Source organism: Halomicrobium sp. HArcht3-1, from assembly GCF_058933345.1.
On sequence record NZ_JBZYDM010000005.1, the window covers coordinates 209,081 to 232,612 of the forward strand.

Here is a 23,532-nt window from a genome sequence, read left to right on the forward strand (position 1 = left end):
CTGCCGCGAGGGACGCCCTTTTTACAGCCTGTCCCGAAAGCCGAGTATGGATATTGTACCGGACACGAGCGTGGTCATCGATGGCCGCGTGTCCGAGCGGATCGAAGCCGACGCCGACCCCGATTCGACGGGGGAAGGCACCGGCTTCGCTGGCGCGACGGTGATCGTCCCCGAGGCAGTCGTGGGCGAACTCGAAGCACAGGCCAACGACGGCCGCGAGACCGGCTGGGAGGGGCTGGAGGAACTCCAGCGCCTCGTCGACCTCGACGAGGACGGCACGATCGACGTAGAGTACGTCGGTCGCCGTCCGGACGCCATCGAGAAACGCGAGGCCGGCGAGGGCCAGATCGACGCGCTGATTCGGGACGTGGCACAGGACCGCGGGGCGACGCTCGTGACCAGCGACGACGTGCAGGCCGAGGTCGCACGCGCGAAGGGAATCGACGTGGAGTTTCTCGACCCCATCGAGCGGACGATCGATCGGCTGGACATCGAGAACTTCTTCGACGAGGCGACGATGAGCGTCCACCTCAAGGTCGGCGTCGAACCGTTCGCCAAGCGCGGATCGATCGGCGAGATGTCGTATCAGCCGATCCGCGACAAGCAGGCGACAGAGAGCGAGCTACGGGACTACGCCGCCGACATCGAGGACGCGGCGCGGGCCAGCCCCGAAGGGTTCGTCGAACTCTCCCAGCCGGGGATGACGATCATCCAGTACCGGGACTACCGGATCGCCATCGCCCGACCGCCGTTCTCGGACGCACTGGAGATCACCGCCGTCCGGCCCATCGTCAAGACGACGATGGACGACTACGAGCACGCCGACGAACTGCGCGAACGGCTCACCGATCACCAGCGGGGCGTCCTCATCTCCGGGTCACCCGGCGCGGGGAAGTCGACGTTCGCACAGGCCGTCGGTGAGTTCCTCGTCGACGCCGACTACGCCGTCAAGACGATGGAGAAGCCCCGCGACCTGCAGGTCGGCCCCGAGATCACCCAGTACACGGAACTGGGCGGTTCGATGGCAAACACCGCCGATTCGCTGCTGATGGTCCGGCCCGACTACACCATCTACGACGAGGTCCGCAAAACGGACGACTTCGAGGTCTTCTCGGACATGCGACTGGCCGGCGTCGGGATGATCGGCGTCGTCCACGCCACCCGCGCTATCGACGCCCTCCAGCGCCTGATCGGCCGCGTGGAACTGGGCCTGATCCCCCAGATCGTCGACACCGTCATCTACATCGAGGCCGGCGAGGTCGAGACCGTCTACGACGTGACGACCGAGGTGAAGGTCCCCGAAGGCCTGACCGCAGAGGACCTCGCCCGACCGGTGATCCTCATCCGGGACTTCGAGACCGGCGAACCAGCCTACGAGATCTACACCTTCAACCGTCAGGTCGTCACCGTGCCGCTTGGCGACGAGGATGGTGGACCGGGCACAGAGTCCGGCGTCGACCGCATCGCCAAACAGGAGATCGAACGCGAGATCCGGTCGATCGCCCACGGCCACGTCGAGGTCGAACTCAAGAGTCCCGACACCGCCGTCGTCTGGGTCGAAGAGAAGGACATCTCGCAGGTCATCGGCAAGGGCGGCGGCCGGATCACCGACGTGGAGAATCGGCTTGGCATCGACATCGACGTGCGCACGCTCGCAGAGAAGCCCAGTAGCTCCTCGGCCAGTAGCTCCGCAGGTGGCGGCCAGAACGCACCCGGACAGATCGTCACGCCCGAGATCACCTCCCGACACGTCCAGATCCCGATGGACGGCCACCAGGGCGACACCGTCGAAGTGCAGGCCGACGGCCAGTACCTCTTTACCGCGACGGTCTCGCGCGGCGGTGAGATCCAGGTCTCGCGGGGCAGTGCCATCGCCGAAGAACTCGAACAGGCCATCGACCGCGGGAAGACGATCACCGTGGTGCCGTCGTAAGCGAGAGAGCATCCGCCGAGCGAAGCGAGGCGGTTCACCGGCCCGAGTGAAGCGAGGGGCGGCCTTTTTCATCGACGTTTTTGGCCGAGCGGTTCGCGAGCGTCGCGAGCGAACCCGAAGGCGAAAAAGGTCGGCGGGAAGACGATCACTGTGGTTCCGTCGTAGGTCAGCCGCATCCGTGCCACCGGTGCGGTTCACGGCCACGAGCGAAGGGAGTGGCCGCCTTTTTCATCGACGTTTTTGCGCGAGGGTTCCCGCAGTGAGCGCAGCGAACGAGGAAACCCGACGCGGAAAAAGGTCGGCGGGAAGACGATCACCGTGGTGCCGTCGTAGCCGAGAGCATTCGCGCGACCGAGCGGTCCGTCAGGACCCGGAAGGTCGCGCGATTCCCCCGAACGCGAGCGTAGCTCGCGTTCGGCCCTTTTTGGCCCACGTTTTTGCGCGAGCGGTTCGAGCGCGCCGAAGGCGCGACTCGAACCCGACGCGGAAAAAGGTGGTCTAGCGGAACTGCACGCCCAGATCGTGCATCCGGTCGTTGTGTCGGGCGACGTTGATCAACAGCGGTGTCAGTCCCTCGACCTCGGCGGCGTTGGCGAGCGGGCCGCCATCGAGGGCACGGAGGCCGTCGATGGCCTCGGCCAGTTCGATCACGGTGTCCTTGGCGTCGCGCTCGTCGCCGACGACGACGGTGTCCCAGTCCAGTTCGGCGTCGAGATTCGCCAGTCGGCCGGCCGCGAGGTTGTGGAAGGCACCGACGACCGAGACCTCGTCGGGCGCGGCGTTTTCGGCGAGTTTCGTCACGCTGCCCGCGCCGGGGCGGTTGTAGTGGAAGCCGTCCTCGTCGCGTTTCATCCCGACGGCCGGGGAGACGAGCACGTCGTCGGGTTCGAGTGTGTCGGCGATGGCCTCGACGGTGTCGGTCAGGTGATACGCCGGGACGGCAGTGACGATCACGTCCGCACGACGCGCGGCGTCGACGTTACCTAGTCCCTCGATCGTTACCTCGCGCCCACGGCTGTCCAGTTCCGTCTCGTACTCCTCGGCTTTCGTCTCGGCGCGGTCGGGGTCGCGCGAGCCGACGATCACGTCGTGGGGTGAGTCGTTGGCCCACCGCAGTGCCAGTCCCTCGCCGATATCACCGGTGCCACCGAGCAGGGCGATTTCCATACCCGAAGGCTGGGACGAATGCCGAATAAGTGTTGCCACAGTCCCGCTACTTGCCGACGGTCGCTGGATCGAACGATCAATCCCCCCGCGCGACGATCAGATAGGCGAGTACGAGCGAGAACGCGATCCACTGGACGCCGACGAACAACCGTGCGGGCAGCGTCGGCGGGACGATCAACACACCGAGTGCGAGTCCGAACACGGCGAGGACACCCGAGAGACCGACGAACCAGAGCAGTTGCGTTCGCTCCATCGTCGACTAGTCGTGGTCCATCCGTGAAAAGGACGAAGCCTAACGGACGAGAGCGTCAGCGCGGTTCGATCAGTTCAGGCAGTTCGTTCACGCTGTCGAGGACGGCGGCGGCCCCGACGCGGCTGAACTTCGTGCGACCGTCTTCACCGCTGAGACCGCCCGTGAGGACGCCGACGCCGTCGTAGACCCGGTCGTCGTCGGCCTCGTTGGCGTTGACTGCAGTCTTCACGTCGTCGAGCGTGTCACCGACGAACACGACCCGTTCGGCGTCGAACTTTGCTGCGAGCGTCACCAAGGCGTGGGGGTCGGGCTTGCCGGCCTCCCAGTCGTCCATCGTGAAGCGGTCGGCCGCCGGCACGTCCAGACCGACCTGTTCGATAGCGATGTCGGCCTCGGCGGCGGGGCGGCCGGTGACGACGCCGACATCGTAGTCGGCGTGGAACGCCGCGATCGTCTCGGGATCGATGACGACTGGTTCGTCGTGGATAAAGCCCGGTTCGACGATCCGGGGTTCACTGCCCTCGATGTCCCGATAGAGATCCGCGCCGAGGTACAGCATCTGGAACACGTCACGAAGTTGGTCCCGATCCCACGCCCCGAAGACGTCCTCGCACTGATTCGGCGTGAGTTCGTCCCGGACGACCGCTTCCGCAGCGTCGAGTCCGCCGCCGCGCTCGGCGATGCGGTCGGTAAAGGCGTCGAGCGAGAGGGCGAGACCCTCGGCAGTCGAGAGGACGTACAGCGCCCCCGCGTAGGCGACTTCCCAGTCGTTGTTGAAGCCACCGGCGTCCTTGAAGAACTGCACGTCGTCTCGCTCGATCGTCTCGCCGTACAGCCGCTCGATGGACTCGACGATAGCGCGCCGATAGGAGTGTTCCACGTCGACGACCACGCCATCGAGGTCCAGCACGACCGCGTCGACTTTCATGTGCCGGGACAGGAGACGGGCAGTCATTTCACTTGTCTTTTCGACCGCGCCCCGGCCCGTCCGCTCGCGCTCTGTACAACGTCTCCCCACGCGGCAGTTGCTCGCGCTCGACCGGAACCGCCGGCTGGTCGCCGCCGAGCGTCGTGAAATAGCAGACGGCGTCGGCAGCGAGCGCGACGGCCCACAGTGGCCGATGAAGTTCCGGTGGGCAGTTCAACGCGTAGACGGCGTCTGCATCGGCGTAGACGGCCGGGTCTGGATCGGTTACGTCGTCGAGAACGAAGGGAACGGAATCGGGGACCGGACGCTCGACCACGTCGGTCGCGGTCACGTCGACGCCGCGCTCGGCGAGTGCGCCGGCCACCTCGGGGCGGCGTCCAATGCCAACCTCGACGACGCGTTCGAACGTCGCCAGTCGGTCCGAAATCGGGCGTCGGTGGTCGTCCACGGCGGGATGTTTATGTCACACCGAACCATATGGCTTCGCATGCACGTCGACGTCGTGCCGGTCGGCGACGTTTCGGCACGGGTCAAGCGCGAGGCCTCGGACGGACTGCGGACCGTCTACGACTGTGAGGTCTCGATGCACGAACCCCAGCCGATCCCCTCCGGCGCATACGACGCTAACCGCGACCAGCACCGGGCCGAGGAGTTCATCGATCTGGCCCAGCGGGTCGGCACTGGCGACAAAAACATCGCGATCACGCCACAGGATCTGTACTACCGACGACGCAACTACGTCTTCGGACTCGCCTATCTCAGTGGGAGTGGCAGCGTCATCTCGACACACCGCCTGCAGACCTCCTCCGACGGTGGCTTCTCGAATCGCTCCGCCGGGGACATCTTCGGTGATCGGGTCCGCAAGGAAGTGGTCCACGAGATCGGCCACACGCTGGGACTGGAACACTGCGACAACGAACGCTGTGTGATGAACTTCTCGCCGACGGTCCGGGAAGTCGACGTGAAAGAACAGTCGCTGTGTGGCACCTGTGCGAAACAGGTGACCTGACCGACGGCGCTCCTTCTGCATGAAATCGGTGCGTTAGGCCTGCTCAACGACGCTAAAACGCCCGCGAGACCCGTCTTCGTCCGTCGCACCACCAGCCCATTCTTCGCTCCAAGATCGGAGTCCAACTTAGTTAGGCACAACCGTTATTATCCATGTTAACTAATAACATGGTGTATGAGTAAAACGCAAGATTCCGCCCGCGTCGACGAACTCTCAGACATCTTCCGATCGGTCACCGGTGGCGACTCCGTCACCGAGTCACAGGACGAGCAGGCCCAGCAAAGCGACCGCGAGATTCCAGACGACGGCGGCGGGCGGGTCGAGATCGACGACGGACTCGACGACGCCGTCGATGGCGCGGAGATGGCCGGCCCCGATCCCGTGTCCTAGAGCTACCGGTCTCTCGATCGTCCCTCATTCGGCTGGATCGAGCGCACCGAGACCCAGCGCCGTCCCGGCAGTCGTACAGAGATAGCCAACTATCGCGAGCAGCCGGTTCGGTTCCCCGAAGCACGTGTATCCGAGCCGCGTGTCGTGGGGCCACCCGAAGTAGAAAGCGTTTGTGCCCCAGTCGTACACGAACTGCCAGGTCGCATCCGGTAGAAGCGGCTCTCGACACGCACCCCCAGCGACGCCGATCCAGAACACGAGCACGCCGACGAACAAGAGCGCGGCCGGACGACGGTACCGCCGGAAGCGCGCCAGCGCCGACACACCGAGCGGAAGCGCAGAGAGCAGGACGACCCCGCGGAAGAACTGTCGTTCCCACCCCCACTCCGTCCCGAAGGTGACGAACAGCGACCCACCGAGAAGGACCGCCGTGCACGCGCACGACAGGAGCAGACGGGCGGGGCGAACGTCTCGCACAGTCAATCGGGCACCACGCATCGAACAAATCCCAGTTGTGTCAGACGGAGAGTGCTTTCGGGCAATAGTGTATCGATGTGTCGGTTGGAGAGTAGTGGTGATCTCCCCCGTTCGAATTAACGACCGCCCTGCTCACGCGGGTAGTGTTCAGATAAGAGATCAAGTACGGACAGTCCAAGGCACCGAAAGCCCTCGACTCGCTAGCCAGATCTGTGGCGGATATTCTCCCTCTGGTCGAATAGTGCCGCCGCAGATCTGGTTACCGAGCCTCGCCCATTCATCCACCAGGAGTCGGCTGTTTAGCCGTCTAAACCCTGGTGGGTGAAAGGGCGAGCGCAGTTACGGGAACCCGGACCCCGCAAGCACCCACGGCGCGCAGCGGCGGTCCCGGGACCGTAACTGTGCGAGGGCTTTCGGTGTCTGCCACTCGGAGACCGAGGTTGCTTATCTGAACACCGCCCTCACGTGTCGCTCCTTTCAGTCGCTCCCGCTCGATTGTCCGGCGGTCGTGACCGCAGGGAACGACCGCCTACGGCGCGTAGTAATACTCGCCCTCTCGCTTCTGCTTTCGATCCAGCTGCGAGCCGGGCTTGTTGATCCGCGGGCGCGAGGTGCGTTCGTCCCGGCGGAAGGTCACGTCGAGGTTCGCGAGGAACTCGTTCATTCCATCGCGCATGCCCACGGGCGGGCTGGCGTGGCCCTGCTGTGCGGGTTCGCCGTCGAAGACGAGCAGGCGATCGGACAGCAGGTCGATCATGTAGATGTCGTGGTCGATGACCATCGCCGTCGCGTCGTGGTTCTCGGCGTAGCGTCGGATGGCGCTGGTCGCGAGCACGCGCTGTTCCACGTCGAGGTGGGCCGACGGTTCGTCCAGCAGATAGAGGTCGGCGTCTTTGGAGAGACAGGCCGCGATGGCGACGCGCTGGCGCTCCCCACCGGAGAGGTCGGTGAGTTGCTGCTCCATCACGCGGTCTAGCTGGAGGGGCTGGGCGATCTCGGTGGTCCAGTACGACGAGCCGAAGTCGTCCGTGATCGACGAGAGGAAGGCGTCGACCCGCATCGGCTGGTCGATCTCGATGTACTGGGGTTTGTAGGCGATGTCCAGATCGGCGTCGATCTTGCCCTCGTCCGGTTCGAGGCGGCCGGCCAGCAGCTTCGCAAAGGTCGACTTCCCGATCCCGTTGGGACCGACGACGCCCAGCACCTCGCTCTCGCGGATCGTTCCGCCCTCGACTTCGAGTGCGAACTCGCCGTCGCCGTAGGACTTCGTGATGTCGGGGTACTCGATGACCACGTCGCCTGTCGACTTCGAACGGGGCGCGTGTTCCTCGAACTCGATTTCCTGCTGGCGGAAGCGCATGTTCTCGTTTTCGAGGTAGCCCGAGAGGTACTCGTTGATGCCGTTTTTCGTCGATTTCGGGCTGGTGATGATACCGTACGCGCCGGGTTCACCGTAGGCGACGTGCAGAGCATCGGCGAGCAGATCGAGGATCGCCAAGTCGTGTTCGACGACCAGCATCGAGCGGTCCTCGTCTTCGGCCAGTTCCTGAATCAACTGCGCGGCGGTCATGCGCTGGCCGATGTCCAGATAGGGAGTGATCTCGTCGAGGAAGTAGAAGTCGGCGTCACGGGCCAGCGTCGCGACGAGGGCGACCCGCTGGAGTTCCCCGCCAGAGAGGTCGTCGATGTGGTTGTCGACGACGGGGGCGATGCCGGTCCGTTCGATTAGTTCGTCCAGCGCACCCCGTTCATCGGTCCGTTCGAGTAGCTGGCGGGCCGGGCCGTCGAACTGGTCGGGGATCTGGTCGACGTACTGTGGCTTGCGGGCGACAGTCACGTCGCCTTCCCGGAGGTCTTCGAGGTAGTCCTGCAGTTCGGTCCCCCGGTACTCGTCGATGACCGCCTCCCAGGCCGGTTCGGTGTCGAAGCGCCCGAGGTTGGGCGTCATCTCGTCGGCGAGGATGTGGACCGCGGTGGTCTTCCCGATCCCGTTCGGGCCGAGGATACCGGTCACGCGCCCTTCCTGTGGTGCGGGCAGACCATAGAGGGCAAAGGAGTTCTCGCCGTAGCGATGGACCGGTTCGTCCTGGAGTTCCTGCGGGAGATTGATGATCTCGATCGCGTCGAACGGGCACTTCTCGACGCAGATACCGCAGGTCTCGCCCAGACAGATCTCCTCGGAGATCCACACCTGATCGTCACTGCCGGCGTACTCCTCGCCCTCGTCGTAGGCGTCGCCCCGTTTGACGATACACTGCTTGCCCGTCCGGTTTGGCGGGCAGAAGTTCATGCACTCGTAGTTACAGCGGTCGGGCTGACATCGATCGAGGTCGACGACCGCGATACTGTCCTCGGCCATGATTAGAGTGTCTCCGTCGTCAGGAGGATGCCCCACGAGATGAACCACAGCGAGAACGTCATGAACGCGACGAAGAGGTAGTCCTTCGTGGAGAAGTCGTCGATGTCGACGCCCAGTACCTTCAGAATCGGGAACTGGACGACGATCGCTGCGATGAGGACGGCGATACCGATCTGATCGGTCGCGCTGGCCGCTATCTCGTTGGTCGCGACGCCGGCACCCAGCCCTGCGAGTGCGGAGAGCGTCGTGACGGTGAGTCCGCGCATGTGCGAACTCATACCCTCGACCGTGTCCGTTGCCATACCGTTCGGTCCGCCGTCCGGCACCAAAAGCCGCCCGGTTCGGATACGCCCGCGCGGACGCCCAGCGACGGCCGTGAGCGGGCTGTTGCTCGACGGAACTCCTCAATCTTTATGGAGCCTGCGCCACTCGACACAGGTGATGACCGAATCCGACGGGGAGGCCATCTCGGACCTTCCACCGAGCGCAAAGCTCGTGTACAAGGTTCTGGAGTACGACGGCCCCCTGACCCAGAAGGGGATCGTCGAGGAGTCGATGCTCTCGGCACGGACCGTCCGCTACGCACTCGAACGCCTCGACGAGGTCGGCGTGATCGAAGAAGACGTCTACTTCGCCGACGCGCGCCAGAACCTCTATGAAATCACCGACCCCGGCGCAGAACAGGCCGACGCAGCCGTCTCTGACTGAGCGTTTTCTGTTTGCTTCGCGTTCGTTCCCAAACGCTATTCGAAATCGTGAGAAGTCGGGCTTACGCGCTGGCCTGCTGCAAGGCGTCTTCGAGGTCTTCGCGCTGGGTGACGCCGACGAATCGCTCGACGATACCGTCGTCGTTCTCGACGATTAGCGTCGGGAGCGACCGGACCTGATACTCGTTGGCGACGTCCTGTTCCTCGTCGACGTTGATCTTCTCGAAGCTTACCTCGCCCCAGTCGGCTTCGAGTTCTTCGAGGATCGGATCCTGGGTCTTGCACGGACCGCACCAGTCGGCATAGAAGTCCTTGAGCGTAACTGTCATCGGTACTCTTGGGAAGGTAACTGGGCAGGCCAGATAAGGATTTTCACAGCGGACGCGAAGGGAAAGGCTTACTCCGGCCGGCCGACCAGAGAGAGGTATGAGCAGCAGCGACAGCGGCGGACTGATGTCCAGTGCCGGTCTCGTTCGGTACTTCGACGCGGAAGACCAGAACACGATCCGGCTCGACCCGCGGTCGGTCGTCGCCTTCGGCGTCCTCTTTGGAATCTTGATCCTGACACTCAACGCCCTGTTCATGATGGGCGCACTCTGAGCCAGACCCGCGCACTTTTCACCGATCCGTCGCCAACGGCCGCTATGCACTTCAGCCAGCGCGAGCAGCAGGCACTGCGTGGGGCCGGTCTCTCGACCGACGAGATCGCAGACGCCTCGGCGGCGGTCGTCGAAGCCACCGACGCAGCGGCCGCCGATCTGGAAGCGTTCTTCGCGGACCGAGAGACGATCTACTCCGACATGGAGATGGCCCACAGCGCCAGCGACGTACAGGAACACACCCTCGACTACCTCGATCTCTTTACCCATGCCGACGACATCCGCGGCTACCTCCGCTTCGATTCGTGGGGCGTCCCGGTCGAAGGCGGACGTGTCCTCGGTGACGGGGTGGTCGAACTGACGCTCGGGCCGACCGTCGACGGCCGCGTGCGCTTCGCCCACGACAAAGAGCCGCTATGACACTGCGGATTCGCGGCATCTACACGACCGCCCTGACCGAACTGTTGCGCGACGATCCCGGCGTCGTCCAGCCCTCGCCGCCGATCGTCGAGCGCTTCGACGCCGATCTGCCCCACGACCCCGCAACGGCGACGGTCGAGACGACCGGCGACCGACAGGGCGTCCAGATCACGGGCGATCCCGACACCGTCGAGGTCGTCGCCGAGCGCCTCGGCGACCTCTCCCGAGACACCTTCGTCTGGGCCGACGCGACGCCACGCGGGGCACTCTACGCCGGCGAGGTGACCAAGACACTGAGCGGCGGGGCCATCGTCGACCTGGGCGACGGCGAGGGCTACCTCCCCTTCTCGAAGACCGACGAGCGGATCGAGACGGGTGACCGCCTGCGCGTGCAGGTCGACGAGCCAGCAGCGCCGTGGGACGACGACCGACCGCTACTCGACACCACCGTGCGAGCACACGGCGCGCTCCTGACGCTCGTGCGCGGGGGCAGCGCCGACCACGGCGGTCCCGAACTGGCCGACATCCTCCCGGCCGATCCCCGTGACGGCTGGGGCAGTTCGTGGGGACGACACAGCGACGACGCCGGTCTCGACGCACTCGGGGACGCGCTCGACCGGGCGAACGAGCGCGCGGAAACGGTCGACGACGCACTGGCCGACGCCCCCCAACCGTTCGACGCAGCACCACACCGCTACGCTGCACCCGAAGCGACGGCGTGGGTGTGGTTCGGACGCGAGGGACGCTTCGCACTGGACGAGGTCCGTGCCGACGTGACCCGGACGATGCCGGGCCACCACCGGATCAAGGCCGGCTCTCGGAGCGCATCGGCGGGCGTCGATCTGGCCGAGGCGGTCGCCGCGGGGTTCCAGACCGACGAGCAGGACTTCCCGTTTTCGGCCGTCACGGCCCAGTTCGGCCCGCAGGCTGGTGACAGCGTTCGCCTCGATCACGGCAAGCCAAACGGCGACTGCTACACGCTGGGCGACGCGAGCGTCGAGTCGGTCGACGCCGACGGGACGGTGACCGTCGAGCGCGAGATGTCGCCCGGCGGCACGTACGACGCGCTGGGCGTCGACCGGCAGGCCGGCGACGTGGCGACGACGAAGGTCAAGGAAGGGCGCTGGTGGTATCCGACCGTCTACGAGGGCACGGATGGAACCAAGCGCGGCACCTACGTCAACGTCTGTACGCCCGTCGAGGTGTTCCCCGATGCGATCCGCTACGTCGACCTCCACGTCGACGTGGTCAAGCACGCCGACGGGACCGTCGAACGGGTCGACGACGACGAACTCGACGCCGCGGTCGCGGCGGGCCACGTCTCCGAGGCACTGGCCGAGAAGGCCAGAAGCGTCGCCGCTGCCGTCAAGCACGGGCTGGAGTAGCGGGAAACCGATTACTTCGACCGACGCCGGTACCACGCACCGAGACCCAGTCCGAGCAGTCCCGCACCGAGACCCAGACCGTCACCGGTGGCACCCGCGCCTTCGGTGCTCGTCGGCGTCGGTTCCTGTCCCGGTGACGGGGGACCGTCGCTCGGTGTCGTCGTGGCTGACGCCGCTGTCGTCACCGGCGTCGCCCCCTCGGACGGATCGGGGAACGCGAACAGGCCGGCTTCCAGCGGCGAGTCCGCTTCGTCTGTGTTTCTGCCGAACGCACCGATACTGGCCGCGACGAAGAAATCGCCCGATGCGGCAAGCTGTGCCGCCCAGAACTTCCCGCGGTCGGCGTCACGCCAGCGAAAGCGTTCGACCGGGTCGGCCGGATCGCTCACGTCGTGGACGGTCACCCCGCCCTGATACCACGAGGCGTAGCATCGCCCCTCGATCAGTTCGAAGTTGTGACTCGTCGTCCAGACGCCCGCGCGGGTCGGGTCCGGGGTCGGCGGCGGTGTGATCTCGCCCAACCGCTCGGGAGCACCGGGGTCGGACACGTCGTAGAACGCGATGCCGCCGGGACCGCCCGGCGGGCGCTGGTCGACGGCCCACGATTCGGTGCCGATCCCGAGCAGGTCGCCCGACTCGTCGACGGTGACGAAGTGGTCGTTCCCCGGCGGCTCGGTGCGCTCGCGACTGTAGTCCTCGATGTCGAGTAGCTCCTCGACGGGCCGTCCCCGCACCTGCGAGACGAGCGTGGGATCGGCAGGGTCCGACACGTCCAGACACCACGTCCCGGCGTCCCAGTAGGCGAGATAGGCGTACTCGCCGTCGACCCACACGTCGTGAAGATTGATCATACCGAACGGGAGGTCGGCGTAGCGGCCGTCGGCATCGCGGACGCTCCAGCGAGCCAGTTCCGCGCCGGACGCGGCATCGAGGACCACGAGCGGACTCCCCTCGATCCCGCCCCCGGTGAAGTAGCCGACGCCGTCCTGCAAGAAGCAGTTGTGTGCGTAGAAGTCGGTCTCGTGAGCCCCGATCTGTTCGGGGCTGGCCGGATCGGACACGTCGAAGTAGCCATAGCCCCACAGCGGCGCACGACCGTTTGCCGGGCCGGCGACGAGCAAGCGGTCGCCGTCGACGTGCAGGTCCCAGATGCCACCGAGTGGGCCGTCCTCGTGCTCGGAAAGCACCGGCTGGCGGGCCAGTACCGACATGGCAGTCGGGTCGGCAACGTCGACGACGGCGAAGCCATCGACCGTCGCGACGTAGGCAGTCGTCCGGTCGTCGCCGAGGACCATCTCGCGAGTATCGGGAACCGAGACGGTTCCCAGCGGCTGGCTATCGGGGGTCTCAGCTGGTGGGGTCCCGTTACCCGTCGCTGTCGGATGGGCACCAGCGACGCCGACGCTGGCGAGCGCGAGTGCACTGCCGAGACTCCGCAGGACCGACCGGCGGCGCATACGCTAACTGGGAACCGACGACGTAGAAGCGTTGTGCTGTCGTTCGAGAGGCGATGCTTTCAGTTGCCCTGAATCGCGTCGATGACCATCGCGGCGGCGACGATCGGTTCTTTGGGCACGTCGCTGGCGTCGTCGATGGTGATCTCGTAGCGGTCGCGGAACGAGAACTGACCGTCGATCGAACCGACGTGGTCGCCGTTGCCGTCGGTAATCTCGTACTTGTGCGGGATCAAGGCTCCAAACGGCAGGAGATTGCGGGCGAGCGTTACCCCAGCGCCCCGGGAGTCGATCTTCGCGAGGACGCGCTGGTCGCTGGCGTCTTTGATCCGCCAGGTGTCCTGGAGGATCGAGAAGTCGTTGTCGAGGATCACGAGGTCCTCGCCGGTCTGGGCGTCGGTCAGGACGTAGTTACCGGCCACGTCGATGATCCCGCCGGCCTTGACGGTGAACACGTCGTTGCCGTCGCCGTCGACGAAGGGGAACTCCTCTTTCATCTTCAGCATCTTCTGTTTCCCGCGGACGACGACGTTGCCGGCCTGATCCATCGCCTTGTACTTGTTGCGGATCAACGACTGCTCGACGGTATAGCTGTCGTCGGTCAGATCCAGTCCTGCGATGTCGAGGGCCACACCCATACTCATGTATCGGCCCTGCAGCGGTACCGGCATAAGCTTCCTGCCACTTGCCGGTCGGGCGGGACCGACAGCGTTTCACGCCCCCAGTCCTCAGGGGGCGATAGATGACAAGAGAGTACATCGAGGTCCGCGGTGCGGAGGAACACAACCTCAAGGACATCGATGTTGAGATTCCACGGGAGGAACTGACGGTCGTGACGGGACTGTCGGGATCGGGCAAGTCCTCGCTGGCCTTCGAGACGGTGTACGCCGAGGGTCAGCGCCGCTACATCGAATCGCTGTCGGCCTACGCCCGGAACTTCCTCGGCCAGATGGACAAGCCACAGGTCGAGACCGTCGAAGGCCTGTCCCCCGCTATCTCCATCGACCAGAAGAACGCCGCCAACAACCCCCGATCGACTGTGGGGACCGTCACCGAACTCCACGACTATCTGCGCCTGCTCTATGCCCGGATCGGCACGCCCCACTGCCCGGAGTGTGGCCGCGAGGTCGGCGAACAGTCGGCCCAGAACATGGTCCGGCGCATCCTCGAACTCCCCGAGGGGACGCGTGCGAAGATTGCCGCACCGGTCGTGCGCGACCAGAAAGGAGCCTTCGAGGACCTCTTTGCCGACCTCACCAGCGAGGGGTACGCCCGCGTCGAGGTCGACGGCGAACCGTACGACCTGACGATGGACGACCCCGACTTGGACGAGAACTACGACCACACGATCGACGTGATCGTCGACCGCGTGACCGTCAGCGACGAGGCTCGCTCGCGGATCACCGACTCCGTCGAGACCGCACTCGAAGAGGGCGAGGGCATCATCAAGGTAATCTTGCCCGACCCACCCGAGGATACCGAACTGGGCGGCGCGACCGCCCGCTCTACCGGCGATCTGGCGGGCACCGGCGACAGCGAGGACCACAGCGACCGCGACCGCCTCGTCGTCGAGTTCTCGGAGGATCTGGCCTGTACCCACTGCGGGATCGACATCTCCGAGATCGAAACGCGGTCGTTCTCCTTCAACAGCCCTCACGGGGCCTGCCCGGAGTGTGAGGGGCTGGGCGAGACCAAGGAGGTCAGCGAGGACCTCGTGATCGAAGACCCCTCGAAGCCGCTCAAACACGTCTTCGAACCGTGGAGCTACGACCGGACCTACTACTCCCGACAGCTGGACAACGTCGCCGACCACTTCGGCGTCTCGCTCGACACGCCCTTCGAGGACCTCGACGAGTCGATCCAGCGCCAGTTCCTCTATGGCACGGACTCGCTCGTCCACTTCGAGTGGCGCACCAAGAACGGGACCAGAGAGAAGACCGAGCGCTTCGAGGGCGTCATTCCGAACCTCGAACGCCGCCACGTCGAGACCGACAGCGACCGCGCCCGCGAGCACATCGAGGAGTTCATGGCCGTCACGACCTGCCCGGAGTGTGAGGGGTCGCGTCTGAAGGCCGAGTCCCGGAACGTCCTCGTGGAAGGAACGTCGATCACCGAGGTCAATCGCCTCTCGATCGGCGACGCCCTCGAACACTTCGAGGGACTCGAACAGTCACTGGACGAACGCGACACCAAGATCGCCGAGGAGATACTCAAGGAGATCCGCGCTCGCCTCGGGTTCATGTGCGAGGTCGGTCTCGACTACCTGACGCTCGACCGCGAAGCGTCGACGCTCTCGGGTGGTGAGAGCCAGCGTATCAGGCTCGCCACGCAGATTGGGAGCGGCCTCGTCGGCGTCCTCTACGTGCTCGACGAACCGTCGATCGGTCTCCATCAGCGCGACAACGACCGCCTGCTGAACACGCTCGCGGAACTGCGCGACCTCGGGAACACGCTGCTCGTCGTCGAACACGACGAGGAGACGATGCGCCGGGCCGACAACATCATCGACATGGGTCCGGGGCCGGGCAAACGGGGCGGCGAGGTCGTCGTCAACGGCGACATGGACGAGGTGATCGCCTGCGAGGACAGCGTCACCGGCGACTATCTGGCCGGGGAGCGCCAGATTCCGGTCCCAGAGGAGCGTCGGGACGGCGACGGCGCACTCACCGTCGTCGGCGCACGCCAGCACAACCTCGCCGATCTGGACGTGGACCTCCCCATCGGAAACTTCACCGCGATCACGGGCGTCTCTGGCTCCGGGAAGTCGACCCTGATGCACGACGTGCTGTACAAGGGCCTCGTGCGTCGGATGAACGACACCGACGTGAACCCCGGCGAGCACGACGACATCGAAGGGATCGATCAGATCGAGACCGTCCGGCTGATCGACCAGTCGCCGATCGGTCGCACACCACGCTCGAACCCCGCGACCTACACCAACGTCTTCGATCATATCCGAGAACTGTTCGCCGAGACCAGCCTCTCGAAACAGCGGGGCTACGAGAAGGGCCGATTCTCCTTCAACGTCAAGGGCGGGCGCTGTGAGGCCTGTGGCGGACAGGGCACTGTCAAGATCGAGATGAACTTCCTCTCTGACGTGTACGTCCCCTGCGAGGAGTGCGACGGTGCGCGCTACAACGACGAGACCCTCGACGTGACCTACAAGGACGCCACCATCGCCGACGTGCTCGACATGGAGGTCGAGGAGGCCTACGAGTTCTTCGAGGGCCACACCGGCATCAGGCGGCGGCTGAAGCTCCTCAAGGACGTGGGCCTCGGATACATGCAACTGGGCCAGCCCTCGACGACGCTCTCGGGCGGGGAGGCCCAGCGGATCAAACTCGCGGAGGAACTGGGCAAGAAAGACACCGGCGAGACGCTGTACCTGCTGGACGAACCGACGACCGGCCTGCACCACGAGGACGAGCGCAAACTGATCGACGTGCTCCACCGCCTCACCGACGAGGGCAACACCGTCGTCGTCATCGAGCACGAACTCGACCTCGTCAAGAACGCCGACCACATCGTCGACCTCGGTCCCGAAGGCGGCGAAAACGGCGGGACCATCGTCGCCGAAGGGACACCGGAGGAAGTGGCACGCGACGACGACTCCTACACGGGCGAGTACCTCCGTGATCTGCTGCCGAAAGTGGATCTGGAGGGACCGCGCGCCGATCGTGACGTGGCCCAGCCAGCCGCGGACGACGACTGATTGAGTCCTCATCCGCCGTGCTCGACGACTGACGGACTGGGTCAGCGACATCGAACCACGAAAAAAGTGGACCGACCTGTGTTCCGACAGTCTCCGCTCACAGCGGAAGTGGTATGTGTTAGCACACCGAAGTGTGATCGGACATGGAGCGTGGCACCGACCGGGAACACGAGCGTGTCCGCGAGCGCTGGGACGAACTCTCGCGACGGCGGACAGTGGCGACCCGGCGTTTGCTCACGATCACGCTCGTCGGTACCGGCCTCCTGCTACTCGCACTCGCTATCGGTGAGAGCGTCTGTTTCACCACGGCGCGGGGCGGACTCGCGGACTGTACCACGGCGGTCCGGCCACCGTTCGCCACGGTGATGATCGTACTCGGCGGTGCGATGGTGGTCGTCGGTCTCTGGCGCTACTGGCACACGGGGTAGGCCCGGCCGGCTTCGACGCGTATTTCCGTCCGACCCGGCCTTGGAGCAACTGTGACGCTCGCCACGCGACTCCGTGGGCTGGCTCGCTTCGACGCGCTCGTGCTGACGGCGTCGCTGTGGTTCCTCGGGAAGTTCCTGCGCTATGCCTTTCCGCCGCTGTTCGGAACACTTGGCGAGAGCTACGGCGTCTCGCGAACGGTGCTCGGAACGGCCTTTACAGGGTTCATGCTCGTCTACGCGGCGATGCAGTTCCCCTCCGGCGCGCTGGCCGACCGGCTCGGATCAGTTCGGGTGATCGCTGCCGGCGCGGCCGTGGCGGCGACGGGGGCGCTCGTCCTCGTGGTCGACGCGCCGTTCTGGGTGCTCGCGGGTGCGATGGTGCTGATGGGGGCCGGTACGGGGGCGTACAAGACCGTCGCCGTCCGCCTCCTCTCTGGCGTCTACCCCGACCGGACCGGGCGCGCGCTGGGCGTCTTCGACACGTTCGGGACCTTCGGGGGCGTCGCCGCGCCGGCCGCAGTCGTCGCCGTCAGTGGCGTCGCGTTCGTTGCGGGCGCGTCGTGGCGACTCGTCTTTCTCGCGGGTGGGCTGGCGACCGTCGGACTGGCGGCGGCGTTCGTCCACCGCGTCCCGAAACGGCTCCCTTCGGCCCAGTCGCCCGATACCGAGACAGCCGAGACGAGCGCAGCGAGCGACGGTGCCGTGGTCGGTGACTACCTGCGGCTGTTCCGCGAGTGGCAGTTCAGCGCGTTCGTCGCCGTGACAATCCTGTTTTCGTTTGCCTACAACGGCACGGTCGCGTTCCTGCCGCTGTATCTCGCCGAGGAAAGTGTCCTCTCGATGGCGACGGCGAACCTCCTCTTTAGCGCGCTCTTTGTCGTCTCGCTCGTCCAGCTCGTCACTGGCGAGGCCAGCGACCGCGTCGGGACGGCCCCCGTGCTGGTCCTGACGCTCTCGGTCGCGACAGCGGGGCTTGTGGGGATCATCGCGCTGTCGGCGACGGCTGGCCCGCTCGTGCTGGGCGGGGCCGTGGTGGCGCTCGGGCTTGGCGCACACGGCTACCGGCCGGTCAGAGGCGCGTATCTGATGACGGTCGTCCCCGAGGACGTGGCCGGCGGGAGTCTCGGCGTCGTCCGCACGCTCCTGATGGGGGCCGGCGCGGTCGCGCCAGCGGTCGTCGGCTGGCTCTCGGAGGTCGCCAGTTTCGGCCTCGCCTTCAGCCTGCTGGCGCTGGCCCTCGTCGGAGCAACGGCACTGACGATACTGCTGTGGCTTTTGGATCGATGATTGACGTATCGAACCAAAGGTTCATGATGAGGAACGTGTTAGCTACCTACTAGGTGACAAGGAATGGGTGGTCAGCAGCAAGCAATACCGTTCTCGCGACCGGGGGTCGTCGCGGGAGAGATCGAACGAGTAAGCCTCGACTCACGTGTCGGGGAGTCGGTGGTGGTCCTCGCGTTCTACCCCTCGAACTTCGGACCGAAGGCCGGGCAGAGCGCCGCACTGTTGCGCGCGATAGGAAAACTGACGACTGAGGCGGACGCCACGGCGATCGGCGTCGCGCCGGAGTCGGTGTACAGTCATCAGCGTTTCGCCGAGGAGGCGGGCGTCGACGTCGCACTCGTCAGCGACCCTGATGGGGCGGTCGCCGCGGACTACGACGTGGCGGCGACCGGTGAGAGCGGCCAGCCACTGGCCGAGCGCGCGGTGTTCGTCGTCGATTACCGGGGTGTCGTCGTCCACGAGTGGCGCGCATCGCACGCGGGCGGGATGCCGGACTTCCGTGAGTTGCGCGACCAGCTCGGGTCGATCACGCCCGATCGGTCGGCACAGGGGAGTTACCGCGTCGGCTACGCACACTACCGGGAAGGACGGCGCTATCTCTCCAGTGGTCTCGAACACTGCGAGTCGGGCAACTGGGGACTGGCCGGGTCGGCATTTACCGAAGCCTGTGACGAGTTCGGCGAGGCGACGGACACGTTCACGACCGGGCAGCGACTGGCCGACGGCGATGCGATCCGCGAGCGTAACAGCCGTGGCCGCGTGACGGCGACGACCTACTGGGAGGCCGCCGAGTGGCTCGCCGGGTTCGCCACGGCGTCGCGGAAAGGCAACACCGAGAAGCGAAGCGAGCGTCGCGAAGCCGCCGAAGAAGCCCTCCAGAAGGTCCGTGGCGAGACGTTACCCGAACCGGACAGCGACCCGGCGTCCGTCACCGAAGGCACGACGGCGTAGGGCAGCGACCGGCGCTCGTACTCCGTATCAGTCGACGACGGACACGTCGTCACCGACCGCGAGTGTCTGTTCTCGGTCGCGCTCCGGAACAGCGGCGATCAGCATGAGCGTGTAGTAGTGGTCGAAGGCGTCGAAATCGGCCCAGTCCGGAAACGTCGCTTCCCGTCGTTCGAGGAAGCGCTCGCGGAACGACGGTGTCGGTTCGCCGGTGTCGGGGTCGCGCTCGGGGACGACACACCGACCACACGGCGTCACCCCCTCGAATCTGATTGGCGAGTCGTCGCCGACGGCGAACGACGGGGCGTCCGCACCGACGAAGCGGTCCTCCCAGAACGCCGGCACACCGGCGACCTCGACGTTCGCTCTGAGCCGTCGGCGCACGCTGTCGACCGTGAGCGCGTCGAACCACGACGCGACTTCCCGGAGCGTCGCCGTCGAGACCACTGACGGCCCCATCTCCCGGCGGTCGACGTAGCCCAGTTCGCGGTCGCGTTCGAGGTGGAGGTCGCTGTCGAACACCGTCGAGAACCACGCGCTGGCCCGGTCGGCGTCGTTGGCGAGGTCGAATTGCCTGCGCTCGCCGTCGAACGCGACGACGAGTTCGCCCGTCGACGGGTCGAAGTCGGTGTCGAGGCGATGAATGCGGTCGGTCCGCTTGCCGTTGAGCACCTCGCCGTCGTCGTCGAAAAAGGCGAACTCGCGGTCGTGGGCGAGCGTCCCACCGGGCGTCACGGCGGCCTGTTCGCGGTCGATGCCGTCCAGCCCCTTGACGGGGTAGACCGTAAGCCGCTCGATCCTTGCCATTGGTGTCACAGTTGTCGACAACGGCCTTGTACGCTTCGTACCGTCGTCGGCGACACGTGGTTTTTTCACCGTTTGACCGATGAACACGCCCATGGCACAGTCGACAGTGGAGACACCAGCGTGGGGTCTCGGTGGACTCGCAGAGCAGGCGAACAAGGCATTCGCGGTCGGGGCGGTCGTCGTCCCGCTGGCGGCGCTTGCGGGCGCGCTCGCGAGCAACGACGTGCGGGCGCTGACATACGTCCACGTGATGGCCGGCGTCCTCTGGACGGGGATCGACCTGTTCATCGGTGCGGTCCTCGGGCCGGTCGTCGGTGGACTGGACCCGGAGCAACGGGCCGACTTCTTCGGCCGATTCACGCCGAAGATGACGTTCCTGATGCCGTCGCTCGCACTCGTCACCATCGCCGGCGGGATCACGCTGGCGCTGAAAGTGACGACGTTCGCCTACGCCGAGCAGTGGCTCGCCGTCTTCACCGCCGTCAACACGGTCCCGATCGTCCTCCTGCTTGGCTCCCAGTTCGACGCACTGACCGACCGCCGTACGCTGACCGTCCTCGGCGTCGCGCTCGTCGGCTCCGGGGCGTACCTCGCGACGACGCTGCCCGGCACCGCACTGGCCGCGATGGTGACGACGACCTCGCCGTGGATTCTGGCGGCGCTCGGCATCGTCACGCTGCTCGGTCTACAGGGCTTTGGCGTCATCCTCCCCGGCGAGATCAGGATCTACCGACAGATCGCCTCCGCCGAGCCCGACACCGACCTGATCGGCGAAATCGGGCTTCGAAACGCGCGGCTGGGCGGGATTCAGGGACTCATGCAGCTCTCGATCGTGTTCGTGATGGTCGGCCTGCGGTACGTCTGATACGGAAAGTTGTAGTTGCTTACCGGTGAGCGTTGCCACGGGGTAGACGCTCACCGGTCAATCGCTACAACCGTCCGTATGAGAGATGGACTGTCGCAGTTGTCCGGTTCGGAGCGCAGTGTTCTGATAAGCGGTCCAAACTGGAGACGACGCATCGAAAGCCCTCGGCATGCTCCGGGGGTCTGTGACGGATATCCTCACTTCGTTCGGATAGTGCCGTCGCAGACCCTCGGACCAAGCCTCGCCCTTTCATCCACCAAGGGTTCAGACGGATCCGCATCCGAATCCTGGCGGATGAAAGGGCGAGCGCTGCGAGGGCTTTCGATTCCTCAACATCGCTTCTCTGCATTTCTTAGCTGAATGCTAGCTGCAGAGCCGGGGAGCGGTTTTGTGCCCGGCCATCGTAGCCACAGCGTATGACGACACTCTACGCCGCACTCGACGACCGGCTGCTGGTGATCCGGGAGGACGACTGGCTGGCCCACGAGCGCCCGGTGGCGAGCGCGCTGGACTGTGTCGCCGCGTCGCCCGAGCGGCCCGAACGCGTGTTCGTCGGCACCGTCGACGATGGGCTTGAGTACAGCACCGACGGAGGCGACAGTTGGACGACGACGCTCGCGACCGACGACCGCGTGACGGCGGTGACGATCAGCCCCCACGACCCGGACGTGATCTGGGCGGGCACCGAACCGTCGCGGGTGTATCGCTCGACGGACGGCGGCGAGACGTGGACGGAGCGACCGGGCTTGCAGGACCTCCCCTCCGAGTCGCGCTGGTCGTTCCCGCCACGGCCTCACACGCACCACGTCCGCTGGATCACGGTCGATCCCGCCGATCCGGAGCGGCTGTACGTCGCCATCGAGGCCGGCGCACTCGTCCGTAGCGAGGACGGCGGCGAGACGTGGCTCGACCATCCCGAGGGGGCACGGCGGGACAACCACACGCTGGCGACCCACCCCGACGCGCCGGGGCGAGTGTACACCGCCGCCGGCGACGGTTACGCCGAGTCGACCGACGGCGGTGAGACGTGGCGCTCCCCGCAGGACGGGCTGGAACATCGCTACGTCTGGGGGCTCGCCGTGGGCACCGACCCCGACGACGTGGTCGTCTCGGCCGCGAGCGGTGCCCGCTCGGCCCATCGCACGGACGGCGAGTCCGCCGTCTATCGCCGCGTCGAGGGCGGCTGGGAGCGTGCGATGACCGGGCTTCCCGGTCCCGAGGGACTCGCCCGGCCGGTGCTCGGGACACTCGACGGGCGGTTCTACGCACTGACCAACCACGGTGTGTTCACGAGCGAGGACGGACGGCAGTGGGACCAGCTCGAACTGGCGTGGGACACCGAATATCACCAGGTCCCGCGCGGGGTGGCCGTCGTCTGACCGCGTCGTTACTCGTCGGAGTGACTCGCTGTTTACAGACGAGACGACTCACTGAGCGAGTCACTCCTCGTCCAGTTCTTTCACGACCGTCGCGGGGTTGCCCTGTACGACGACATTGTCGGGCACGTCCTCGGTCACGACCGCACCGGAGGCGATGACGGCGTCGTCACCGACGGTTACGCCGGGGTTGAGCACTGCTTGCCCGCCGATCCAGACCCGGTCGCCGACGGTGACTGGCTTGCCGTACTCACGACCGGCGACACGTGCCTCGGCGTCGAGTGGGTGGGTCGCCGTGTAGACGTGGACGCCCGGCCCGAGCATGCACTCGTCGCCGAACGTGACGGGACACACGTCCAGGACGACACAGTCGAAGTTCGCGTAGAAGTCGTCGCCGACCCGGATGTTGTAGCCGTAGTCACAGCGAAAGGGCGGTTCGACAAAGATGTCCTCGCCCGCCGACCCGAACAGGTCCTGCAGGTGGTGCTGGGCGTCGGCGACGGGACCCTCGGATCGGTTGAACGCGCGGAGCACCTCGCGAGCGTGCCGACGTTCCTCGACGAGCCGTGGATCGCTGGGATCGTACAGCTCCCCGGCGAGCATCTTCGCTTTCTCCGTGTCCATGTCCGTTCCTGACAGGCCGGTCAAGTAAATGTTGTCGCGGGCGGGCGGCTACAGCGGCAGGCGGCGTTTGATCGCGTCGAGCATCGACTCCTCCGCTTCGGGATCGTACGGACCGACCACTCCTGACTCCGGTGTGATCTCCGTCCGGTCGCCGTTGTTCGTGACTTCGATGAGGCCGTCGCCCTTCAGTGCGGCGAGGGCCTCCTCCAGACGGTCGATGTCGACGTCGACCCGTGACCGGAGTTCGAAGACCGTCATCCCGTCGTCGGGACGGTCGGCGAGGGCATCAAGCACCGCGACCTCCGTGTCGGGCCGGTCGCGATACTCCGGCTTCGCTCTCATACGTCATCGTAGTCGCGGCGACCTCTTGGGTCTATCCCTCGTCACGGCCGCTACCGAGTGCC

The 23,532-nt window shown here is 65.9% G+C and carries 26 protein-coding genes; 13 read left to right on the plus strand and 13 right to left on the minus strand.

What is annotated here, in order from left to right; genetic code table 11:
* Positions 1-46: 46 nt before the first annotated feature.
* The gene (locus AC5FRW_RS10795) at positions 47-1,933 is read left to right on the plus strand and encodes a PINc/VapC family ATPase (RefSeq protein WP_493568461.1); all 1,887 of its coding nucleotides are present in this window, start codon (positions 47-49) and stop codon (positions 1,931-1,933) included.
* Positions 1,934-2,431: 498 nt separating this feature from the next.
* Here AC5FRW_RS10795 and npdG read toward each other — a convergent pair whose 3' ends face one another.
* From npdG to AC5FRW_RS10815, 4 genes are all read right to left on the minus strand, one after another.
* Complete coding sequence (gene npdG / locus AC5FRW_RS10800) at positions 2,432-3,100, minus strand: NADPH-dependent F420 reductase (RefSeq protein ID WP_493568462.1); 669 nt, start codon at positions 3,098-3,100, stop codon at positions 2,432-2,434.
* Positions 3,101-3,176: 76 nt separating this feature from the next.
* Entirely contained in the window at positions 3,177-3,353 is a 177-nt protein-coding gene (locus AC5FRW_RS10805; RefSeq protein WP_493568463.1) for a hypothetical protein, read from the minus strand.
* 55 nt (positions 3,354-3,408) lie between these two features.
* On the minus strand, positions 3,409-4,281 hold the full coding sequence (locus AC5FRW_RS10810) for a TIGR01548 family HAD-type hydrolase (protein ID WP_493568464.1): 873 nt from the start codon (positions 4,279-4,281) through the stop codon (positions 3,409-3,411).
* A gap of 28 nt (positions 4,282-4,309) precedes the next feature.
* Positions 4,310-4,729, minus strand: coding sequence for a UPF0146 family protein (locus AC5FRW_RS10815; protein ID WP_493568465.1), 420 nt, complete (start codon positions 4,727-4,729; stop codon positions 4,310-4,312).
* 39 nt (positions 4,730-4,768) lie between these two features.
* On the opposite strand from AC5FRW_RS10815, the gene AC5FRW_RS10820 reads away from it, so the two are divergent.
* Positions 4,769-5,290, plus strand: coding sequence for an archaemetzincin family Zn-dependent metalloprotease (locus AC5FRW_RS10820; protein WP_493568466.1), 522 nt, complete (start codon positions 4,769-4,771; stop codon positions 5,288-5,290).
* Between the two features lie 174 nt (positions 5,291-5,464).
* Complete coding sequence (locus AC5FRW_RS10825) at positions 5,465-5,680, plus strand: hypothetical protein (RefSeq protein WP_493568467.1); 216 nt, start codon at positions 5,465-5,467, stop codon at positions 5,678-5,680.
* Positions 5,681-5,704: 24 nt separating this feature from the next.
* Here the strand turns inward: AC5FRW_RS10825 and AC5FRW_RS10830 are convergent, their stop codons facing one another.
* From AC5FRW_RS10830 to AC5FRW_RS10840, 3 genes are all read right to left on the minus strand, one after another.
* Positions 5,705-6,157: a hypothetical protein gene (locus AC5FRW_RS10830; RefSeq protein ID WP_493568468.1), complete on the minus strand. Its 453-nt coding sequence runs from the start codon at positions 6,155-6,157 to the stop codon at positions 5,705-5,707.
* Between the two features lie 529 nt (positions 6,158-6,686).
* A complete protein-coding gene (locus AC5FRW_RS10835) occupies positions 6,687-8,516 on the minus strand; it encodes a ribosome biogenesis/translation initiation ATPase RLI (RefSeq protein ID WP_493568469.1) in 1,830 nt (609 codons plus the stop codon).
* 2 nt (positions 8,517-8,518) lie between these two features.
* Positions 8,519-8,818, minus strand: coding sequence for an EMC6-like membrane protein (locus tag AC5FRW_RS10840; RefSeq protein WP_493568470.1), 300 nt, complete (start codon positions 8,816-8,818; stop codon positions 8,519-8,521).
* Between the two features lie 139 nt (positions 8,819-8,957).
* Here AC5FRW_RS10840 and AC5FRW_RS10845 point away from each other — a divergent pair, with 139 nt between their 5' ends.
* Entirely contained in the window at positions 8,958-9,224 is a 267-nt protein-coding gene (locus AC5FRW_RS10845; protein WP_493568471.1) for an ArsR family transcriptional regulator, read from the plus strand.
* 61 nt (positions 9,225-9,285) lie between these two features.
* Here AC5FRW_RS10845 and AC5FRW_RS10850 read toward each other — a convergent pair whose 3' ends face one another.
* Entirely contained in the window at positions 9,286-9,552 is a 267-nt protein-coding gene (locus AC5FRW_RS10850) for a thioredoxin family protein (protein WP_493568472.1), read from the minus strand.
* 97 nt (positions 9,553-9,649) lie between these two features.
* Here AC5FRW_RS10850 and AC5FRW_RS10855 point away from each other — a divergent pair, with 97 nt between their 5' ends.
* Genes AC5FRW_RS10855 through AC5FRW_RS10865 form a run of 3 tightly spaced genes read left to right on the plus strand, consistent with a single transcriptional unit; the run spans position 9,650 to position 11,627 of the window.
* Complete coding sequence (locus AC5FRW_RS10855) at positions 9,650-9,823, plus strand: preprotein translocase subunit Sec61beta (protein WP_493568473.1); 174 nt, start codon at positions 9,650-9,652, stop codon at positions 9,821-9,823.
* A gap of 44 nt (positions 9,824-9,867) precedes the next feature.
* Entirely contained in the window at positions 9,868-10,242 is a 375-nt protein-coding gene (locus tag AC5FRW_RS10860) for a DUF7532 family protein (protein WP_493568474.1), read from the plus strand.
* Positions 10,239-11,627 carry a ribonuclease FAU-1 family protein gene (locus AC5FRW_RS10865; RefSeq protein WP_493568475.1) on the plus strand — a complete coding sequence of 463 codons (1,389 nt, stop codon included), beginning with the start codon at positions 10,239-10,241 and terminating at the stop codon, positions 11,625-11,627. The genes AC5FRW_RS10860 and AC5FRW_RS10865 overlap by 4 nt, the downstream gene beginning before the upstream one ends.
* Before the next feature lie 11 nt (positions 11,628-11,638).
* On the opposite strand, the gene AC5FRW_RS10870 is transcribed toward AC5FRW_RS10865, so the two are convergent.
* Together AC5FRW_RS10870 and AC5FRW_RS10875 are read right to left on the minus strand one after the other, a co-directional pair.
* A complete protein-coding gene (locus AC5FRW_RS10870; protein ID WP_493568476.1) occupies positions 11,639-13,084 on the minus strand; it encodes an LVIVD repeat-containing protein in 1,446 nt (481 codons plus the stop codon).
* A gap of 59 nt (positions 13,085-13,143) precedes the next feature.
* Positions 13,144-13,725: an LURP-one-related/scramblase family protein gene (locus AC5FRW_RS10875; RefSeq protein ID WP_493568477.1), complete on the minus strand. Its 582-nt coding sequence runs from the start codon at positions 13,723-13,725 to the stop codon at positions 13,144-13,146.
* Between the two features lie 98 nt (positions 13,726-13,823).
* On the opposite strand from AC5FRW_RS10875, the gene uvrA reads away from it, so the two are divergent.
* The 4 genes from uvrA to AC5FRW_RS10895 all read left to right on the plus strand — a co-directional run bounded on the left by uvrA (position 13,824) and on the right by AC5FRW_RS10895 (position 19,459).
* On the plus strand, positions 13,824-16,793 hold the full coding sequence (uvrA, locus tag AC5FRW_RS10880; RefSeq protein WP_493568478.1) for an excinuclease ABC subunit UvrA: 2,970 nt from the start codon (positions 13,824-13,826) through the stop codon (positions 16,791-16,793).
* 143 nt (positions 16,794-16,936) lie between these two features.
* The gene (locus AC5FRW_RS10885; RefSeq protein ID WP_493568479.1) at positions 16,937-17,221 is read left to right on the plus strand and encodes a hypothetical protein; all 285 of its coding nucleotides are present in this window, start codon (positions 16,937-16,939) and stop codon (positions 17,219-17,221) included.
* Between the two features lie 51 nt (positions 17,222-17,272).
* Complete coding sequence (locus tag AC5FRW_RS10890) at positions 17,273-18,508, plus strand: MFS transporter (protein ID WP_493568480.1); 1,236 nt, start codon at positions 17,273-17,275, stop codon at positions 18,506-18,508.
* 63 nt (positions 18,509-18,571) lie between these two features.
* A complete protein-coding gene (locus AC5FRW_RS10895) occupies positions 18,572-19,459 on the plus strand; it encodes a redoxin domain-containing protein (protein WP_493568481.1) in 888 nt (295 codons plus the stop codon).
* Between the two features lie 27 nt (positions 19,460-19,486).
* Here the strand turns inward: AC5FRW_RS10895 and AC5FRW_RS10900 are convergent, their stop codons facing one another.
* The gene (locus AC5FRW_RS10900; RefSeq protein ID WP_493568482.1) at positions 19,487-20,263 is read right to left on the minus strand and encodes an MOSC domain-containing protein; all 777 of its coding nucleotides are present in this window, start codon (positions 20,261-20,263) and stop codon (positions 19,487-19,489) included.
* 91 nt (positions 20,264-20,354) lie between these two features.
* Here AC5FRW_RS10900 and AC5FRW_RS10905 point away from each other — a divergent pair, with 91 nt between their 5' ends.
* Complete coding sequence (locus AC5FRW_RS10905) at positions 20,355-21,128, plus strand: hypothetical protein (RefSeq protein WP_493568483.1); 774 nt, start codon at positions 20,355-20,357, stop codon at positions 21,126-21,128.
* 416 nt (positions 21,129-21,544) lie between these two features.
* Positions 21,545-22,507: a WD40/YVTN/BNR-like repeat-containing protein gene (locus AC5FRW_RS10910; RefSeq protein ID WP_493568484.1), complete on the plus strand. Its 963-nt coding sequence runs from the start codon at positions 21,545-21,547 to the stop codon at positions 22,505-22,507.
* Positions 22,508-22,567: 60 nt separating this feature from the next.
* Here the strand turns inward: AC5FRW_RS10910 and AC5FRW_RS10915 are convergent, their stop codons facing one another.
* The gene (locus AC5FRW_RS10915) at positions 22,568-23,128 is read right to left on the minus strand and encodes a maltose acetyltransferase domain-containing protein (protein ID WP_493568485.1); all 561 of its coding nucleotides are present in this window, start codon (positions 23,126-23,128) and stop codon (positions 22,568-22,570) included.
* 48 nt (positions 23,129-23,176) lie between these two features.
* Positions 23,177-23,470: a DUF6432 family protein gene (locus AC5FRW_RS10920; RefSeq protein ID WP_493568486.1), complete on the minus strand. Its 294-nt coding sequence runs from the start codon at positions 23,468-23,470 to the stop codon at positions 23,177-23,179.
* Between the last annotated feature and the right edge of the window lie 62 nt (positions 23,471-23,532).

What these genes read in the sequence shown, in the direction of transcription:
- AC5FRW_RS10795 (WP_493568461.1), top strand. Translation starts at nt 47, where the DNA reads ATGGATATTGTACCGGACACGAGCGTGGTCATCGATGGCCGCGTGTCC.
- npdG (WP_493568462.1), bottom strand. Translation starts at nt 3,100, where the DNA reads ATGGAAATCGCCCTGCTCGGTGGCACCGGTGATATCGGCGAGGGACTG.
- AC5FRW_RS10805 (WP_493568463.1), bottom strand. Translation starts at nt 3,353, where the DNA reads ATGGAGCGAACGCAACTGCTCTGGTTCGTCGGTCTCTCGGGTGTCCTC.
- AC5FRW_RS10810 (WP_493568464.1), bottom strand. Translation starts at nt 4,281, where the DNA reads ATGAAAGTCGACGCGGTCGTGCTGGACCTCGATGGCGTGGTCGTCGAC.
- AC5FRW_RS10820 (WP_493568466.1), top strand. Translation starts at nt 4,769, where the DNA reads ATGCACGTCGACGTCGTGCCGGTCGGCGACGTTTCGGCACGGGTCAAG.
- AC5FRW_RS10825 (WP_493568467.1), top strand. Translation starts at nt 5,465, where the DNA reads ATGAGTAAAACGCAAGATTCCGCCCGCGTCGACGAACTCTCAGACATC.
- AC5FRW_RS10835 (WP_493568469.1), bottom strand. Translation starts at nt 8,516, where the DNA reads ATGGCCGAGGACAGTATCGCGGTCGTCGACCTCGATCGATGTCAGCCC.
- AC5FRW_RS10840 (WP_493568470.1), bottom strand. Translation starts at nt 8,818, where the DNA reads ATGGCAACGGACACGGTCGAGGGTATGAGTTCGCACATGCGCGGACTC.
- AC5FRW_RS10845 (WP_493568471.1), top strand. Translation starts at nt 8,958, where the DNA reads ATGACCGAATCCGACGGGGAGGCCATCTCGGACCTTCCACCGAGCGCA.
- AC5FRW_RS10850 (WP_493568472.1), bottom strand. Translation starts at nt 9,552, where the DNA reads ATGACAGTTACGCTCAAGGACTTCTATGCCGACTGGTGCGGTCCGTGC.
- AC5FRW_RS10855 (WP_493568473.1), top strand. Translation starts at nt 9,650, where the DNA reads ATGAGCAGCAGCGACAGCGGCGGACTGATGTCCAGTGCCGGTCTCGTT.
- AC5FRW_RS10860 (WP_493568474.1), top strand. Translation starts at nt 9,868, where the DNA reads ATGCACTTCAGCCAGCGCGAGCAGCAGGCACTGCGTGGGGCCGGTCTC.
- AC5FRW_RS10865 (WP_493568475.1), top strand. Translation starts at nt 10,239, where the DNA reads ATGACACTGCGGATTCGCGGCATCTACACGACCGCCCTGACCGAACTG.
- AC5FRW_RS10870 (WP_493568476.1), bottom strand. Translation starts at nt 13,084, where the DNA reads ATGCGCCGCCGGTCGGTCCTGCGGAGTCTCGGCAGTGCACTCGCGCTC.
- AC5FRW_RS10875 (WP_493568477.1), bottom strand. Translation starts at nt 13,725, where the DNA reads ATGAGTATGGGTGTGGCCCTCGACATCGCAGGACTGGATCTGACCGAC.
- uvrA (WP_493568478.1), top strand. Translation starts at nt 13,824, where the DNA reads ATGACAAGAGAGTACATCGAGGTCCGCGGTGCGGAGGAACACAACCTC.
- AC5FRW_RS10885 (WP_493568479.1), top strand. Translation starts at nt 16,937, where the DNA reads ATGGAGCGTGGCACCGACCGGGAACACGAGCGTGTCCGCGAGCGCTGG.
- AC5FRW_RS10895 (WP_493568481.1), top strand. Translation starts at nt 18,572, where the DNA reads ATGGGTGGTCAGCAGCAAGCAATACCGTTCTCGCGACCGGGGGTCGTC.
- AC5FRW_RS10900 (WP_493568482.1), bottom strand. Translation starts at nt 20,263, where the DNA reads ATGGCAAGGATCGAGCGGCTTACGGTCTACCCCGTCAAGGGGCTGGAC.
- AC5FRW_RS10905 (WP_493568483.1), top strand. Translation starts at nt 20,355, where the DNA reads ATGGCACAGTCGACAGTGGAGACACCAGCGTGGGGTCTCGGTGGACTC.
- AC5FRW_RS10910 (WP_493568484.1), top strand. Translation starts at nt 21,545, where the DNA reads ATGACGACACTCTACGCCGCACTCGACGACCGGCTGCTGGTGATCCGG.
- AC5FRW_RS10915 (WP_493568485.1), bottom strand. Translation starts at nt 23,128, where the DNA reads ATGGACACGGAGAAAGCGAAGATGCTCGCCGGGGAGCTGTACGATCCC.
- AC5FRW_RS10920 (WP_493568486.1), bottom strand. Translation starts at nt 23,470, where the DNA reads ATGAGAGCGAAGCCGGAGTATCGCGACCGGCCCGACACGGAGGTCGCG.